Consider the following 16,238-nt stretch of genomic DNA (forward strand, 5'->3'; position numbering starts at 1 on the left):
AGTCTGAGTCTGAACATGAGACTGAGCTTAGGCAGAACATGAGGCAGAGCTTAATCTAACGAGGAATCTGAGCGGGAACCATAATCTGGATTTAAGCCAACGTCGACGTTAACTTAAGGAATGAGTTTAACCAGTGAGGTTTCACTCTTGGCTGGTTCGATCTTGGCTGGAGTGTAACTGACTCAAAAGCAGCACAGTGGTCCAGCACAATAGACTCCCCAGCCCTATCCATTCCAGTAGGGCTGGCCACCACAAACTAGGACGCGGTAGCTGCAATACCATCTCCTGATAAAACGGCCTATCCCCTTCGGTCAAACCTAAATCCAATTGCGGCGCATACAGAAACGTCATCATGCTGCACAGCACAATGAGAGCTAATAACCCAGTCCAGCGACCAAAATGAGACTTGCCGAAAAAAACTAAAGCTAAGTAGAAAATTGCACTTAAACTTCCCAGATAGAAAAACCATTTCAGCCCTAAAACGTGCAGGTGATACACGTTCACCGGAAATAATCCCACGCTCGCTAAGGCCAAAAAAGTGCATGCCAGACTGATAAAGAAGGGATATCCCCAAAAAGATGTCACCTGTTGTAACGAAGACAAACAATAAAAGACGAGACTTAAACTGCCAAAGAACAATCCCCCGTTGAGGATCACAGCAAAAGATGAATGACCATAAGTCCCCAATTCGCTTAGGGTATGATTTAAAAAATTAAAGCGATGGGACTCGACATCATCGAATCCTAAAACAGTCATCACAATACCGATTAGAAGCCCAAAGATCCCCAGAAAACCAAACTTAATGGCCAATGTCGAGCCGCCTTTAATCTTAATCTTCTCTACTTTTGTCGTCATGAATACTTGAGTTGGATAGGAGTGATACTAACTTACATGGAAATGAGAAGATTTAAAGCGGCGGGTATCCGCTTTATGAATAATATTTTTACTTTCATCGTTATTAGCGACTATTTAGTCAACACCTAAAGCATCAGGATGCTGAGGTAGATCACTCATCTCACTGAGCAGATTTAACTGCTTGTCGCATAAAAATGTGCCGAGTAGCAAAATAGACTGAGCATCACAGTGGTAGCCGTAAAGCCTTGCTGCCCACGCCATGTAGAAAGTGTTATCACGATAGCCCGCTTAAATCGCACAAAAAACCAACTAATAGGGCTGTAAGGCTAAAGTTACTGATGTTTTTTCGCGCAGAAACAACATCTCAATCGTTTTAACTACAACACCACACAAAGAATTAACCCACCAGAAACAAGAATACTTAACACAATGTTTATAATGAGTTTTTACTTGCACCCACCCGAAAGCATCGACCTAATATCACCGACAACTTAAGTAAAATAACTATGCTGTTTTGCTGCTTATATCAAACTAACTAGCGAATCGTTTTACATAGACAAGCTAAGCGAGTAATCTTCCCCATTCTCGTTTTTGAGTTGAATTTAAATGCACCTTAATTGGCGTCAACAGCGTGTTACGTGCGGCTATTAATTCAAATTTACCATGTACGACTCGTACTTTAAGGTGTACAAAATTGGCTACTGAAAATAAAAATCGAAACATTAAGACGATACTCACCTTTATCGTCCCTTCACTGATCGGTCTGTTGTTATTTATGACCCCTATCAGTTACAACGATGCGATCACTATTCCTATCGCGATTATCTCTAAAGCACTGCAAGGCGCATTGAGCGGCGTGTTAACCCTTATAGTAACCATAATTATCGTGGTTACGGCGCTGGCCTCTTCGCTGTCAAAAGCATTTAAGCCTAAGTTTGTGGCCCAGAATCACTTCCTTAATGCCTTATTGAATGTCAGTCCATTATGGTTGGTCACACGGATCATAGGTGCAGTGTTTGTCGTACTGACCTATTTAGGCTTAGGCCCAGAGGCTATTAACTCCACAAGCACTGGTGCATTAGTCTTAAATGACTTACTGCCCGTATTGTTCTCTGTTTTTATCTTTGCGGGTATGTTGTTGCCGCTGTTACTGAACTTCGGTCTGCTCGAACTGTTTGGCACACTATTAACCAAAATCATGCGCCCCGTGTTCAATCTACCGGGTCGTAGCGCTATCGATTGTATGGCCTCATGGTTAGGTGATGGCAGTGTCGGTATTTTGCTGACCAGCAAACAATACGAAGCCCGTTTTTATACCCAGAGAGAAGCCGCAGTTATTGGTACAACCTTCTCGGCGGTATCGATTACCTTCAGCTTAGTGGTGATCTCACAAGTTAAGTTAGAGCATATGTTTGTGCCCTTTTATTTGACTGTGTGCCTCGCGGGTTTTGCCGCCGCTGTGATTGTGCCTAAGTTGCCACCATTATCGTGGAAGAAAGACAACTACATAGATGACACACCACGCATGCCAGATGATGAGCTGATCCCCGCTGGACATGGCGCCTTATCTTGGGGCTTTGATAAAGCCTTAGAAAAAGCCGCCAGTGCTGGTGGCATAAAAGCTGTCTTAAATGAAGGTATTAAAAACGTTGTCGATATGGTGTTTGGTATTATCCCTGTGGTAATGGCCATTGGTACGCTGGCACTGATTATTGCCGAGCACACACCCATATTTAACTATCTGGGGATGCCGTTTATTCCATTACTCGAATTACTGCATATTCCAGAAGCCACTGAAGCCTCTAAAACAATCGTGGTCGGTTTTGCGGATATGTTTATTCCGTCAATCCTTGCCAGCTCAATTGAATCAGATATGACCCGCTTTGTAATTGCAGCCTTATCTGTGACTCAGTTGATCTATATGAGTGAAGTCGGTGCACTGCTTATCGGCAGTAAAATTCCCGTCAACTTCGTTGAGCTTTTCGTGGTGTTTATTCTACGTACCTTAGTGACTCTGCCTGTTATCGCGGGTGTAGCGCATTTATTGTTCTAACATTACGCTAGTTTGGGCCTAACGTAGGTTTTAATGTAAGTCCAACAAACGTTCTAAAAAAGGGGAGTCAGATTAACTGACTCCCCTTTTTGCACTAACTCATACACGAACTGGCTGTTTTGATTATATAGCGTGACTTAATCGTACAATCTCCACTCGACACCACACAACTCACTTTTGGACAGAAGGTGTAGGCAAATTGTACTGGGTGACCTGCTATTTCAGTCACAGGGATCTAAGTGTTGGCTGGTATTCAATCATATAGGCTTGCCATGGCATTCACTCTCCGACACGCAGCTAGTCCGTCCGTGGATGCTCGACCGCCCCATCCATGGGGCGGACGGTCGTCTCGCCAATCACCATTGCTCACCTTTTGGGCACTAGTGTAACCAGTCTGTATGAAGGAGATACCCAGCACGCTTTTGGACAGAAACGCGCTAGATCTTAAACTCTAAAGTTCATGCTTCGCATTATCATTTGTAATGATTATCTTAAGAAAGTGAGTTTATGTTCACTAAGAGATGGATGGATCTTAGTTCACTCTCGAAACAAGAAGCTAACCAGAAAGTTTAGGCTAGGCGTTCTAAATGAACCGCCCTCGGCTCTGGCATCCTGCTTCGCCCTATCTCCTAAATGCTTTTAGTTGTGTGCGGAGCCGCATGCAGGGTGGTGTGGGGGCTGGAGGTTAGACACCTCCGGCTACCCGATTAGGCTTTATCTACAATATTGCCTACAATCATTGTAGCAACAAACCAACCAATAACTTGTGGTCCAAACTTCCAAAACAATTTGGTTTTAAATGTTTCCGCCGCACCAGAAGTCATAATAAAGTCTGGCTTAGTAAAATCCCTAAATTTTCTGCCAACATATGAACCAAGAGCAGTAAACGGAGGCACAAGTATGATTATTCCAACCCCCATCCAGAAACCTATTTCTACTGCATCTCTGCGATCACTAAAAGCATTAAGGATGACTATTGCTATCCACAAAAATAGCGATATTAAATAATGCTTAAAAAACAAACTTTCAGACAAGGAAGAACTAAATTTTTGGTTGTTGTTACCCTGTGCATTAAGATCATTCATTTCCACTATATAACTCCACGCCCAGACAATTGAAAACTGCTAGGAACTGGGCGATAAAGCCCTAGCAGTTTGTTAAAATATAAAACTGAGTAATTAAGCCTAACGTTTTAGTATTTATGCGTTGCGCTGTTTGCATGGCATAAACAGCTTGTTGGACTTGGCCGATGCCGAGTCCAGGTTAATTGGTACGCTTTATGCTATAGGAATTTGCTTTTTTGATACTGGCTCTGGGCTGTAGCGCAATTTTGAACTGGCAATATGGCTTGGTATGTACCTGTTTCATTGAAATTCCCTTGTCATTATGGTGTTCCATCACATCTTTTTTAAGTCTAACTGATTCTATGAGGTTAATACACTCGATTGAGTCAGCTTTTGGCTCCGCGCAGCGGCTTAGTTCAACGCCGTGCTCTGCGGAAATTTGGGAGCGCCAGCGAGTAAATTTTCCGCAGCAGCACTTTGTGTACGCCCAGCATGGGCATGAACTAATGAGGTGAAAGTCCTCTGTAGGAAGGTCACCGTTCAATAACATGCTGTTATTAAACGTTCAGGAAAAATCTGGCCATCCATTTTAGATCAACAACATAATGCACTTTTGGTTTATCTACAACTTGTACGAGCTAAAATTGCTTAAATGAGAGTCATCAAAAGTTGAAGGGCTCAAGCTAAGAAAAATCTGGCCATCCATTTTAGATCAACAACATAATGCACTTTTGGTTTGTCTACAACTTGTACGAGCTAAAATTGCTTAAATGAGATTCATCAAAAGTTGAAGGGCTCAAGCTAAGGCATAAAAATGAGCTAACTCATTAAAAATAGTGTATTTAAGACATGCTAACCCACCCAATAAAACACATGGGCAGTGATTGGTTTGGTTAAGCAGGATTACAGTTAGTGAAAAATCTGGCTAATGAAAAATCTGGCCATCCATTTTAGATCAACAACATAATGCACTTTTGGTTTATCTACAACTTGTACGAGCTAAAATTGCTTAAATGAGAGTCATCAAAAGTTGAAGGGCTCAAGCTAAGGCATAAAAATGAGCTAACTAATTAAAAAATGGTGTATTTATGACATACTAACCCACCCAATAAAACAAATGGGCAGTGATTGATGGTTAAGCAGGATTACAGTTAGTTGCTGTGAAAGTGCTGACAGCTTGCGGCAAAGTGCCGTCGTCGCTTTTCTAGATGTTCACAGTAATCAGTGAGTGCTTGCAGCGTACCCACCGGACCATGAAATAGCTTGCCAAACTCAGTAGTGAGCTTGAGCCAATTATCATGGGAAATATTTAATCTTGCCAGTAACTTAGCGCTATTTATACTGATTACCCCACGTTTATCACTTCGAATAATTCGACCTGTATCATCGACCAATTCAAGGTAATCCGATAATAAAAACGCAATGCCATTGGGCTGGTTGTCGCGCTCATTACCGATAAAAGGCAGTAGATTTTTAGGTTGCTCACCTTTTAATACGGCCCGAATACGCAGCTGAATACTGGTATGGTCGGATTGTTCTGGTGTATCAGCCAGTTGCGCTCTAATAGGATTCAAATCAACATAGGCCATACAAGTTAACACCGCGGCTTCATCGAGCAGGGCTTGCGATTTAAAGCGACCTTCCCAGAAACGACCTGTACAGTTATCTTCTTGATTTGCTTGTCTTGCTATCGGTTCATTAAGGCAGCGCATAAACCATGAAATATCGCATAATCGGCTGCGGTAAATTGCGATTGAATGCTTTAATCTGTGAACTTCATGCGCCTCAACTAACTCACCTTTGGCGAATTTTTGCGTTAATTCATCGCCTTTAAACAGCTTATGCCACTGCTCAAGTACTTCGCGGTCAGTCCAACGATTGGCGCTGTCGATATCGACCCGCAGCACCACATGCAGATGATTGGACATCACAGCAAAGGCCGCCACATCAATAGCAAAAACCGCTTCGAGTTCAAACAGTAGCAATTCTACCCAAGCGCGGCGATGGTCATAATTTTTTCCCGAATAGGCATCATCACCACACAAAAACGCACGCCGCACAACGCGACTACAGCAATGGTAATAGGATGTGTCTTCAACACTTATCTGAGTTCTACGTGGGCGCGGCATACAAACCTCCTTGTTTAATGCTTAACCCAAGCATAGTAGGAGGTTAACAACTGCGCTATTTAGGCTGGGTGTCCACTTTTATATTTATGGCAAAAACGGCTTCGAGTTCAAACAGTAGTGATTCTACCCAAGCGCGGCGATGGTCATAATTTTTCCCCGAATAGGCATCATCACCACACAAAAACGCACGCCGCACCACGCGGCTACAGCAATGGTAATAAGGCGTGTCTTCAACACTTATCTGAGTTCTGCGTGGGCGCGGCATACAAACCTCCTTGTTTAATGCTTAACCCAAGCATAGTCGGAGGTTAACAACTGCGCTATTTAGGCTGGGTGTCCTCTTTTACTCTTTTACTGCCTGTTTAATGCTTAACCCAAGCATAGTCGGAGGATAACAACTGCGCTATTAACGCTGGGTGTCCACTTTTATTGTCCACTTTTATTGCATTTTTTGTAGTAACTCATACACGAACTGACAGTTTTGATTATATCGTATGACTTAATCGTACAACCTCCACTCGACACCACAGAACTCACTTTTGGATATTTCCGAGTTAGACTTTTAGTTCGAATTAGTGTGTTTCGAATTAAAATTTCTATGGGTAACTTCGACTTAATTGGCGGCATGTAGTGACGTCCAAATCTAAGTTATTGCTAAGCGCTTTCACAGGTATTATTAATCAAAAGTTGACACCAATTGGCTATCGCATTACGAATTAACTTTCGACATGTTCGATAATTATGCTCAAGCATTTTTTTATTAACATCAGAATATCTAATTGTTGATAATCTAGTATATGAATATTCGCCAATTGAAAATTCACCAGCATGGAAATGAGCCGATCTGACTGTGCCATGCATAAAATCTATAAATTCATCAACATTTCCGTCTGCACCAGAATAAAACCTAATAAATTCACCAAAATGTATTAGCTTCTCTGATTCACATTTTGTGAGAGCATCAATTGCTGCAACTAGGTATGATAATTCAACAGTAGGGTAATATCTGCCTGCCGTAAGAGCTTGTTGATATAAAAAACAACATTTATTGAATGCCAATTGAAGTAATTGATCGCTTTTTTCTAAAGCAGAAAAAATCTTTCTTGTTTCTGTTGGGAGTTTTAGTGTTTCACCAACGTAATGAAGATATGGATGTAAAGATTCGTGATAAGCACCAAGTTTACATATTTCTTTTTTCTTCGGCATTCGTTCAAGTTTATGGTCATAGCCATAATATCCTGTTTGTCGAAGTATACTTGATTCTATATAGTTTTCAGATAGAAACCATTTTTGTTCAGAACGTGGAGGGGATATCCCAACATCCAGAAATAGAGATAATCTTGCTGCATATATATCAGCCATTTCATTGCTAATAGCATTAGCGTCATGTTCATCTATTGCAGCTACTTCGAGCTCGATTGAAAAATAGCGCTCAATGTTCCTTATCTGTTTCGTTTCTTCATCATAATACACTGGCGCAATCCTGACACCTTTAACCCAATACTCCCCATCTAATTGTTCACCAAAATATGTGTAGTGAAATCGGCGATAAAAACTCTGCTTAACAGAGCCTAGTGATTTTAATAGTGCAGTCTGTATTAGTGCTGTTATTTTCTCGGTCAAAACATTGTTATTTAGATCTTCATATTCTATATGAAGTAATCTGTTTTTAAGATCGGAAACTATTTTAATCAATATAGCCCCATCTACAGAATCAATGCTAACCTGAACTTCTGTTTCGTTTACAAAATTTTTAGTTGAGTCAACATAGCTTCTACCGAATGAACTATGCTGATAAGTTTGAATTAAAGCATCTAAATGATTTATGAATAAGGATTTTTGATGTTCGTTTTCAATTGGTTTGAGATCTATTATTGGCATAAATCACTCTAAATTTGTTTAGCGCTTAACACCTCAAACACCGGCTTGGTGAAGTTGGCGGCTTTTTTGGAACAAAAAAGATAACAGCTTTACCAAGTCCGAGTGCTTTGACTTGTTACGTGTTGGCCGCACCAACACCGATTGTTGAAAAATACAAACCTTCTTCATCGTTTGGTTCGTTGGATTGCCGCCAAAGCCAGAGACCGAGGCTTTGAATTTCATAGGTATAGCCTTCGTCGCCTGTTTCTGGCTTTAGCCCAGTTATACTCTCTATTTTTGAAAGCGCTTCATTAACCGGAAGATCAAGAATGCATTTACCGGCTAACGTGACTTCGAAACCACAACCGCGAGATAGCTCGATACTTTCTACTTTTGGCAATTCACCTTCGTAGAATATTTGAAAGCCTGCCTCATAAAATGAATCTGTAGGATGCTGGCTCATTGGAGTAGGCTCTAAACCAATGCATTCTATTGCGGAAGTACGATCCATCCCAAGCTTAACAGGGCCAATACCTATTTGGGGTTGTACTTCATATTTCAGATTCATTTACCTTTCTCGATCGAACTCAATGACACGTAACGTCTTAGTATTTATGCGCATGCGCGTTTACCTCATTAGACCAGTGAAAATGCGCACAGTTAACTATCTGTATGTAAAGAACTTATCAGCTTTTTATCAAATACACCATCCGGAAAAACGCGCATGCGCGTTATCCAAACCAATTAACTAATTCTTGGTAAGCATATCCACATGATTTTAAATGATTTTGTTAATTTAAAGCTGGAAAAACGCGCAAGAAATGAGTTAAAAAACACTCAAAAGTATCTAAATTTAAATACGACTGTATACCGATACATTGCTAGTCGCTGTACAGTAGGGCCAAACATTAGCTAATTAATGAGATTTTGTAGGGCAACTCGTTCGTCAGTTTTCGATTCACTAAACAAGTGCTAGCAAACTTTGGGGCAATAGCTTTTTAGCTAAACGAACAGCAGAAGTGTTAATTAAGATTGGCATTGTTGCAACAGTGACCGTTGGCGACATGGATGCCGTCGTCGAGCCCTCAGGGACGCTTCTTGTTAAATGCAAGGGCGGCGAGTCACAGGGGAAACAATGACAATTCATGCTGCAAACTGACAACAAAGTTATCTTGTTGGGGCAGAAGTGAGTTAAATCAACCTGTCGGTTCTAATTGCATCCTGATGTGAATCTTGACAGGTTCAGTCCAAGTTAATCCACCTTTTGTCATCTGCATGTCATCTAAACTTCATCATTCAGTCAAAGCCCCTCACTAAGCTCATATTCGTTAACAGCCTAACGGGGTGAATACGAGATGACAGGATTTAATTTCAAGGAATTTGAAACAACAGCGCAGGGACAGATAAATGACCCTAGCCTTTCACCTCCTACCTTTAACCGCTCGACGCAAACACCTACATCAGCTCCGACATCAGCACCTACATCCTCAAACCGATTTAATCCCGCCTATTTTGCCCCATCCGCATTAACTTCAAACCAGACGGCATCACCCCATACATCAAGCATCACAGTTTACGCCCTCTGGCTATCGGATATCCATTTAGGCTGTAAGGATTGCAAGGCCGACTACCTGCTCAGTTTGCTTGAAACCGTGCGTTGTCAGCACTTGTATCTGGTCGGTGACATAGTCGATTTATGGGCGCTGAAACGTAAGCTGCATTGGCCTGATAGCCACAATAAGGTGCTACAAAAATTCATTGAACTGGCACAAAACGGCACCCAAGTGATTTATCTGCCGGGCAACCACGACGAGCTGATCAAACCCTATGCCGAACTAAGCCTGTGGAATATCAAAATTGCCCGCCAACATATTCACCACGGGATTGGCGGCCATAAATTGTTGATGCTCCACGGGGATCAGTTTGATGCCGATGTGTGTGTCGGTCGCTTCTACGCCATATTGGGCGACCATTTATATGACTTATTGCTGTTCCTTAATCGCAATCTCCACAGCCTGCGGGAACGCTTAGGTTATCCCTATTGGTCACTGGCAAGTTACATCAAATCCAAAGTGGGTAAGGCTCAAGCCGCTATCGGACATTATCGCCAAGCGGTGCTCAACTATGCCCAGCATTTCGATGTTGACGGCGTGATCTGCGGCCATATCCATCAGCCAGAACTCTCAACTCACCCCAGAGCAGCACAATACTGCACGCCCCAAAGTACGCCTGAGCAGCGGCAGATCATCTACGCCAACGACGGTGACTGGGTTGAAAACTGTAGCTTAATCACCGAAACCCTTAACGGTGAATTACAGCTGTGTCGCTGGAATGAACAAACGCTCAATCTCGATATTCTCAGCAGCATAGCGTTAGTGCAACAGCCGCCTGAGACGCACAAAAACAAACAACAAAAAACGGCAGCGCAGCAAATGCCAAACACAAATACCGGCGAAACTCGCCCAAGGGATGTTGCCTAACACTATGAATCAACTAAATAACATGACTCATCAATCAGATAACGCTATGGAACACAATGAACAAACGCTAAACAGCAACCTTAAGCATAATAACCATGCCGTGCAGCCACCAGCGCTTAAGGCGAAGAGCATGATTTTTACCGTTGATAATATGGTTGAACAAAATCTGCCGTCTATCAACGATAAACCTTGGCTCGCTAAACCCGCCAAGGCCATGCTGCGTTACCTGCTCAATGAAAAACAATGCAACGATATCGCCAATCAATATGCCTATTTACAGGGCGTGGACTTTGTCGAGCAAGTGCTGGCGAGTTTCGACTTTAGCTTTACCGTGCCCGCCAACGAGATTGAAAACATTCCCTGCGAAGGCCGAGTGGTGATCTTCGCCAACCATCCCATAGGTTCACTCGATGGTTTAGCGTTGATCAAACTTATCAGTGAAATTCGCCCTGATATCAAAGTCGTCGCCAATGAACTCCTGATGGCACTGGAACCGCTGCACTCAATCTTACTGCCTGTGCGTAATATGACGGGCGGCACACCGAAACAGCATTTAGAAAAAATCCACCAGCACCTGCGTAACGAAGGCGCTGTGCTGATTTTCCCGTCGGGCGAAGTTTCGCGCCTTCGCCCTAACGGCGTGCGTGATACACAGTGGCACTCTGGCTTTTTAAAGATGGCGATTTCCTGTAATGCGCCCTTACTGCCGATATTTTTAGATGCCAAAAACTCTGCGACCTTCTACGGCGCATCTATGATTTACAAGCCACTCGCCACATTGCTGCTGGTGAAGGAAATGTTCAAACAGGCCAAACGCAATATGCCGATCCGCATTGGCGAGCTTATTCCCAATGAAGCCGTGCGCACGATGGACTTTCCACTCAAGACCAAGATAAAACTGCTTAAAAATCACTTGTATCGTATCGGCAAAGATAAAGATCCGCTGTTTATCACCCAAAGCGCTATCGCCCATCCCGAATCGCGCCGCGAACTGCAAGCGGCACTGCAGCAATGCGAACTGCTAGGGGAAACGCAAGATAACAAGTTGATTTACCTGTACCTGCACCACGACAGCAATCCCATCATGCGGGAAATTGGTCGCCTGAGGGAAATCGCCTTTCGCGCCGTGGGTGAGGGTTCGGGCAAACGCCGCGATATCGACAAATACGACTCCTACTACCAGCACTTAGTGCTGTGGGATAAGGAGCAGTTTGAAATTGTCGGTGCCTACCGTTTTGCCAGTGGCGACAAAGTCTTAGAAAAATACGGCGAAAACGCCCTCTACAGCCAATCGCTGTTTCAATACGCCGACAGCTTTATGCCCTTCGTGAAACAAGGTTTAGAGCTTGGCCGCAGTTTTGTGCAGCCTAAATATTGGGGCAAACGCAGCTTAGATTATCTGTGGTTTGGCATAGGCGCTTATCTCGCCAAACACCCTGAATATCGCTACCTATTTGGCCCGGTGTCTATCAGCAATCAACTGCCCGGCAGCGCCAGAGAAATGCTCGTGCACTTTTACTCGCGAGAATTTGCGCCTACGCAGCAGATGGCGGTTTCCATGTCGCCCTTTGGTTTATCCAAATCCCAAAAAGCCAAGTTAGATGATTTGTATTTCTCCGAGGATTATCAGAGTAATTTCAAACAACTCAAACAAGTGCTCGCGAGTATGGGCGCTGCAGTGCCTACCCTCTACAAGCAATATGGTGAGCTGTGTAAGGCTGATGGGGTTAAGTTTCTCGCCTTTGGTATCGACGCTGACTTTGGCGATTGTATCGATGGCTTAGTGCTGGTGGACACCCACAAACTGAAAGGCAAAAAGTATCAACGCTACATAGGCGCGCACTTGCCCGAATCGGAGCGGATGCCAATCACAGCGGATGATGAGCCAGAGGCCTAATAGCTTTGCGTTAAAACTTTGTAATGGGTGTTGGCTAAACTTGCACCACTCTGTTATAAGTAACTGTAATGCAGCGCATTAACAGAGCGCATCCTAGGATGCGCAAGCTTATCAGGGGATCATCATGCCGATCATTATCGCCGATATTATGAGTACCCGAGTCGTCACGGTTGAAATGGACGACAGATTAACTGTGGCGAAGGAAATCTTCGACCAAGCGAGCTTTCATCACTTGTTGGTCGTCGATGAGTACCAACTTGAAGGCGTGTTATCGGAGCGGGATCTGCTGCGTGCCATTAGCCCGAATTTGGGCAGTAGCGCCGAAACCGCAAGAGACTTAGAAACCCTGCAAAAACGTGTCCATCAAGTGATGACCCGTAATCCGCTGACCGTTGCGCCCTACATCAATTTAGACACGGCAACCCGTATTTTGTTAGACAACGACATAGGCTGCTTGCCGGTGTTAGAAGACGGTAAGTTGGTTGGGATTGTCACTTGGAAAGACTTACTGCGGGCCTATTGTGAATACCGGGCACAAAATCAAAGCGAGTGCTAATCCTAAGACTGCACTCGCTTCTGTTTACAATAACTCAGTTAAAATCACTCAGTTTGCCTAACTTAAATCGCCCAGCCACCCATATAAAACACCACTAAACCTAAGGTGATGGCAAGCACGCCTAACTTCAGTTTGCGCCATTCGCCACTGCAAATACGGCCTACCACCAGTGTCACAAAACCCAGCATAATACCGGTAACGATATTACAGCTTAAGATGATAAACACAGCGCAGGTTAAGCCCGACATGGCATCAACTTTATCGTCAAAATCGAGTTTCGCCACATTACTCAGCATCAACAAACCCACATACATCAAAGCAGGCGCTGTCGCATAGGCAGGCACTAAGTAGCTTAATGGCGCTAAAAACATCATCAATAAAAACAGTACGCCAACGATAGTCGCGGTTAAACCTGTCTTACCGCCCGCTGCAGTCCCCGCCGCCGACTCGATATACACAGCCGCTGGTGCACCGCCGACTAAACCTGCCACCATACTGCTGACTGAGTCTGAAGTTAAGGCTTTACCGCCGCCGACAATATTGTCGTCTTTATCGAGTAAATTCGCTTGCCCAGCCACAGCACGAATAGTGCCGGTCGCATCAAAAATCGCCGTCATCACTAACGCTAATACGATAGGCAATACCACAGGATTAAAGGCACCCATAATATCGAGCTGACCAATCAGTGAATGCTCTGAGGTAAAATCAGGCAAGGCGAACAAACCTTGGTATTTAACGCTCGGATCGAACACTAAACCAAATACCGATAGCGCGATAATCACCAACAAAATACCGCCAGGTACACCGCGGCGCTCTAAACCAATTGTCGCCGCTAAACCTATAACGGTAGCGATAACAGGTAAGCTGTTAATGTCGCCTAACTTCACAGGTAAGCCTGCGCTATTGGCCACAATCAACTGCACACTGTTAGTCGCAATCAAAAGTAAAAACAAGCCGATACCTATGCCTGTACCGTGGGCTATGCCCTTTGGTAAATTCGCCAGCACCCACTGGCGAATACCTGTCACACTCACAAGTGTGAACGTCACACCCATTAGGAAAATAGCGCCTAAGGTGACTGGAATCGACATTCCCTGACCTAGGACTAAGCTAAACGCAGTAAAGGCCGTGAGCGAAATAGCGCAGCCAATCGCCATAGGTAAGTTAGCCCATAAACCCATGAGCAAAGAACCAAATGAAGCAATTAAACAGGTGGCGATAAACACGGCGCCGGGATCAAATCCCGCTTGGCCTAACATGTTAGGCACCACAATCACTGAGTAGACCATAGCGAGGAAGGTTGTGAATCCCGCAATCACTTCTTGGCGAACTGTGCTGCCACGTTGTTGAATAGAAAAATAACGGTCCAGAAACGAACCAGAGGATACGGCTGTTGAACTCAATTGCTCAGACATAATATTGTTATACCTTGTGATCTCTTAAAATGGGGTCGGTACCAATTACCCTAAAACGCAATTGGCGACGCTGGCTGCGGCAGATTAGAGCCCCAAATCCATCAGACTTGGGTGAGAGATCCACATCATTTTCCTACTGTGGGAAAAATCCATGATCTGCAAGCAGTGATGCCTCGCGATGATTAAAAAGCCATTAACCATGTAGACGCAGCCGTTGTTGGCCGCGGATGATACTGGAATCTCCCAAAGATAGCTAAGACATCGCCTGCACTTCGATAAAAAATTAGCGGCAAAAGCCGAAATCAGTTGTTCAAAAAACTGCCCAAACCTAGGCAATAACTGCCCATTGAACTCACATTAATCACCACCAAAGTCTGCCAGAACAGCGCTAAGCTTACGCCCTTAAAAAGTTTTCATAATCTTTCATATATTGTCAAACCCCATTCATCACAGCAAGCAAGTCCATTCATATCTCCCCTCTATAGTGCTCCTATCAAAAATCGCTTTCGATCGGAGTCGACCCCAATGACAAAGCCAAACATACAAACACCTACATCAGAGAAATCCACGCGCAAAAATGAATTAAAAGCGCTCGGGTTCATCATCTTTTTACTCTTCCCCGCGCTCACTATCGCAGGGATCAGTATTTACGGCTTCATCATTTGGATGATCCAAGCCTTCGGCGGCGTTGTCGGCCACTAATTTATATCTATTTACCATATAGTTACTTTTTGAGGACGCGATTATGAAGTGGTTAACCAACCTCTGGCGCACACTGAACAAACCCACCAAAGCGCTGACCTTAGGCGCCGTCAGCATCAGCGCTTTTATCATGGGTATCATCTTCTGGGGCGGATTTAACACTGCACTCGAAGCCACCAATACCGAAGCTTTTTGTATTAGCTGCCACAGTATGGAAAGCAAACCCTACCAAGAGCTGCAGGAAACTGTGCATTGGTCGAATCATTCTGGCGTTCGCGCCACCTGCCCCGATTGCCACGTGCCCCATAACTGGAGCCGTAAAATCGCCCGTAAGATGGAAGCCTCGCACGACGTCTGGGGCTGGTTATTTAACACAGTCAACACCCCTGAAAAATTCGAAGCCAAACGCTTAGAAATGGCGAGCCGTGAATGGAAACGTTTCGACCGCGACAACTCCTTAGCCTGCAAAAACTGCCACAACTACAACTCGATGAAATGGGAAGCCATGTCACCCCTGGCACAAAAACAGATGAAACGCGCTGCAGAAATCGACCAAAGCTGTATCGATTGCCATAAAGGTATTGCCCACCATTTACCGGAAATGGGCACTGCCCGCGCACCAGAACTGATTGCAGAAGTCGGATCGGGTGTTAGCTCAGTTGAAACGAATCAAACTTACTATAGCGCCCTGACTAAACCCTTATTCTTCACTGATAAAGGCGATGTGGAAGCTGGCACGCTCAACGTAGCAACGAAAGTCAAAGTGCTCGAAACCCAAGGCAAACGCATCAAGATCGGCATCGATGGCTGGCGTAAAAAGATTGGTGCTGGCCGCGTGATCTACATGGACTTTGGCGTGAACATTCTGTCGGCACAGTTAACCAAAGACGCAGCCGAAACCGAAGGTGTTATCCAAACCTTTGAAGAAAAAGAAGATCCTATGACAGGCCTTAAATGGCAGCGTATCGAAGCACAAATCTGGACCAATAAGGATTATCTGCTGACCGAGCTGCAACCACTTTGGGGTTATGCCCGCGATACCTTCCGCTCCAGCTGCAGTGTTTGCCATACCCAACCCGATGAGGCGCACTTTGACGCCAATACTTGGCCGGGAATGTTCCAAGGCATGTTGGCCTTCGTGAATATGGACCAAGACACCCAAGCACTAGTGCAGAAATATCTGCAGGAACATTCGTCAACTTTTGTGAAAAAAGAGCACTAATTCGG

13 protein-coding genes are annotated in these 16,238 nt (G+C 44.2%); 6 read left to right on the plus strand and 7 right to left on the minus strand.

The window, feature by feature from the left end; genetic code table 11:
• Nucleotides 1-141: 141 nt before the first annotated feature.
• A complete protein-coding gene (locus NE536_RS08985; RefSeq protein ID WP_261272477.1) occupies nucleotides 142-855 on the minus strand; it encodes a DUF998 domain-containing protein in 714 nt (237 codons plus the stop codon).
• Nucleotides 856-1,549: 694 nt separating this feature from the next.
• Here NE536_RS08985 and NE536_RS08990 point away from each other — a divergent pair.
• Complete coding sequence (locus NE536_RS08990; protein WP_261272478.1) at nucleotides 1,550-2,908, plus strand: YjiH family protein; 1,359 nt, start codon at nucleotides 1,550-1,552, stop codon at nucleotides 2,906-2,908.
• Nucleotides 2,909-3,615: 707 nt separating this feature from the next.
• Here the strand turns inward: NE536_RS08990 and NE536_RS08995 are convergent.
• The 5 genes from NE536_RS08995 to NE536_RS09015 form a co-directional block, all read right to left on the minus strand.
• Nucleotides 3,616-3,999: a hypothetical protein gene (locus NE536_RS08995; protein WP_261272479.1), complete on the minus strand. Its 384-nt coding sequence runs from the start codon at nucleotides 3,997-3,999 to the stop codon at nucleotides 3,616-3,618.
• A 1,124-nt stretch (nucleotides 4,000-5,123) separates the two neighbouring features.
• Nucleotides 5,124-6,101 carry a transposase gene (locus NE536_RS09000; RefSeq protein WP_261272480.1) on the minus strand — a complete coding sequence of 326 codons (978 nt, stop codon included), beginning with the start codon at nucleotides 6,099-6,101 and terminating at the stop codon, nucleotides 5,124-5,126.
• 55 nt (nucleotides 6,102-6,156) lie between these two features.
• On the minus strand, nucleotides 6,157-6,366 hold the full coding sequence (locus NE536_RS09005) for a hypothetical protein (RefSeq protein ID WP_409373210.1): 210 nt from the start codon (nucleotides 6,364-6,366) through the stop codon (nucleotides 6,157-6,159).
• Between the two features lie 389 nt (nucleotides 6,367-6,755).
• Nucleotides 6,756-7,982, minus strand: coding sequence for a hypothetical protein (locus NE536_RS09010; RefSeq protein WP_259509293.1), 1,227 nt, complete (start codon nucleotides 7,980-7,982; stop codon nucleotides 6,756-6,758).
• Nucleotides 7,983-8,097: 115 nt separating this feature from the next.
• Nucleotides 8,098-8,529, minus strand: a complete 432-nt coding sequence (locus NE536_RS09015) for a hypothetical protein (RefSeq protein WP_261272481.1) — start codon at nucleotides 8,527-8,529, stop codon at nucleotides 8,098-8,100.
• A gap of 787 nt (nucleotides 8,530-9,316) precedes the next feature.
• Here NE536_RS09015 and NE536_RS09020 point away from each other — a divergent pair.
• The 3 genes from NE536_RS09020 (at nucleotide 9,317) to NE536_RS09030 (ending at nucleotide 12,894) form a co-directional block, all read left to right on the plus strand.
• Entirely contained in the window at nucleotides 9,317-10,441 is a 1,125-nt protein-coding gene (locus tag NE536_RS09020; protein WP_261272482.1) for a UDP-2,3-diacylglucosamine diphosphatase, read from the plus strand.
• Between the two features lie 130 nt (nucleotides 10,442-10,571).
• Nucleotides 10,572-12,338 (plus strand): bifunctional ornithine lipid synthase OlsF, encoded by a 1,767-nt coding sequence (gene olsF / locus NE536_RS09025; protein WP_483414582.1) that lies wholly within the window; start codon nucleotides 10,572-10,574, stop codon nucleotides 12,336-12,338.
• A gap of 124 nt (nucleotides 12,339-12,462) precedes the next feature.
• Nucleotides 12,463-12,894 carry a CBS domain-containing protein gene (locus NE536_RS09030; RefSeq protein ID WP_261272484.1) on the plus strand — a complete coding sequence of 144 codons (432 nt, stop codon included), beginning with the start codon at nucleotides 12,463-12,465 and terminating at the stop codon, nucleotides 12,892-12,894.
• Nucleotides 12,895-12,956: 62 nt separating this feature from the next.
• Here NE536_RS09030 and NE536_RS09035 read toward each other — a convergent pair whose 3' ends face one another.
• A complete protein-coding gene (locus tag NE536_RS09035) occupies nucleotides 12,957-14,309 on the minus strand; it encodes an NCS2 family permease (protein ID WP_105251716.1) in 1,353 nt (450 codons plus the stop codon).
• A gap of 525 nt (nucleotides 14,310-14,834) precedes the next feature.
• Here NE536_RS09035 and torE point away from each other — a divergent pair.
• Nucleotides 14,835-15,011, plus strand: coding sequence for a trimethylamine N-oxide reductase system protein TorE (gene torE / locus NE536_RS09040; protein ID WP_006082688.1), 177 nt, complete (start codon nucleotides 14,835-14,837; stop codon nucleotides 15,009-15,011).
• Nucleotides 15,012-15,054: 43 nt separating this feature from the next.
• Nucleotides 15,055-16,233, plus strand: coding sequence for a pentaheme c-type cytochrome TorC (gene torC / locus NE536_RS09045; protein ID WP_261272485.1), 1,179 nt, complete (start codon nucleotides 15,055-15,057; stop codon nucleotides 16,231-16,233).
• The last annotated feature ends 5 nt before the right edge of the window (nucleotides 16,234-16,238 follow it).

The organism is Shewanella septentrionalis, assembly GCF_025370265.1.
In the GTDB taxonomy this organism is placed as follows: domain Bacteria; phylum Pseudomonadota; class Gammaproteobacteria; order Enterobacterales; family Shewanellaceae; genus Shewanella; species Shewanella hafniensis.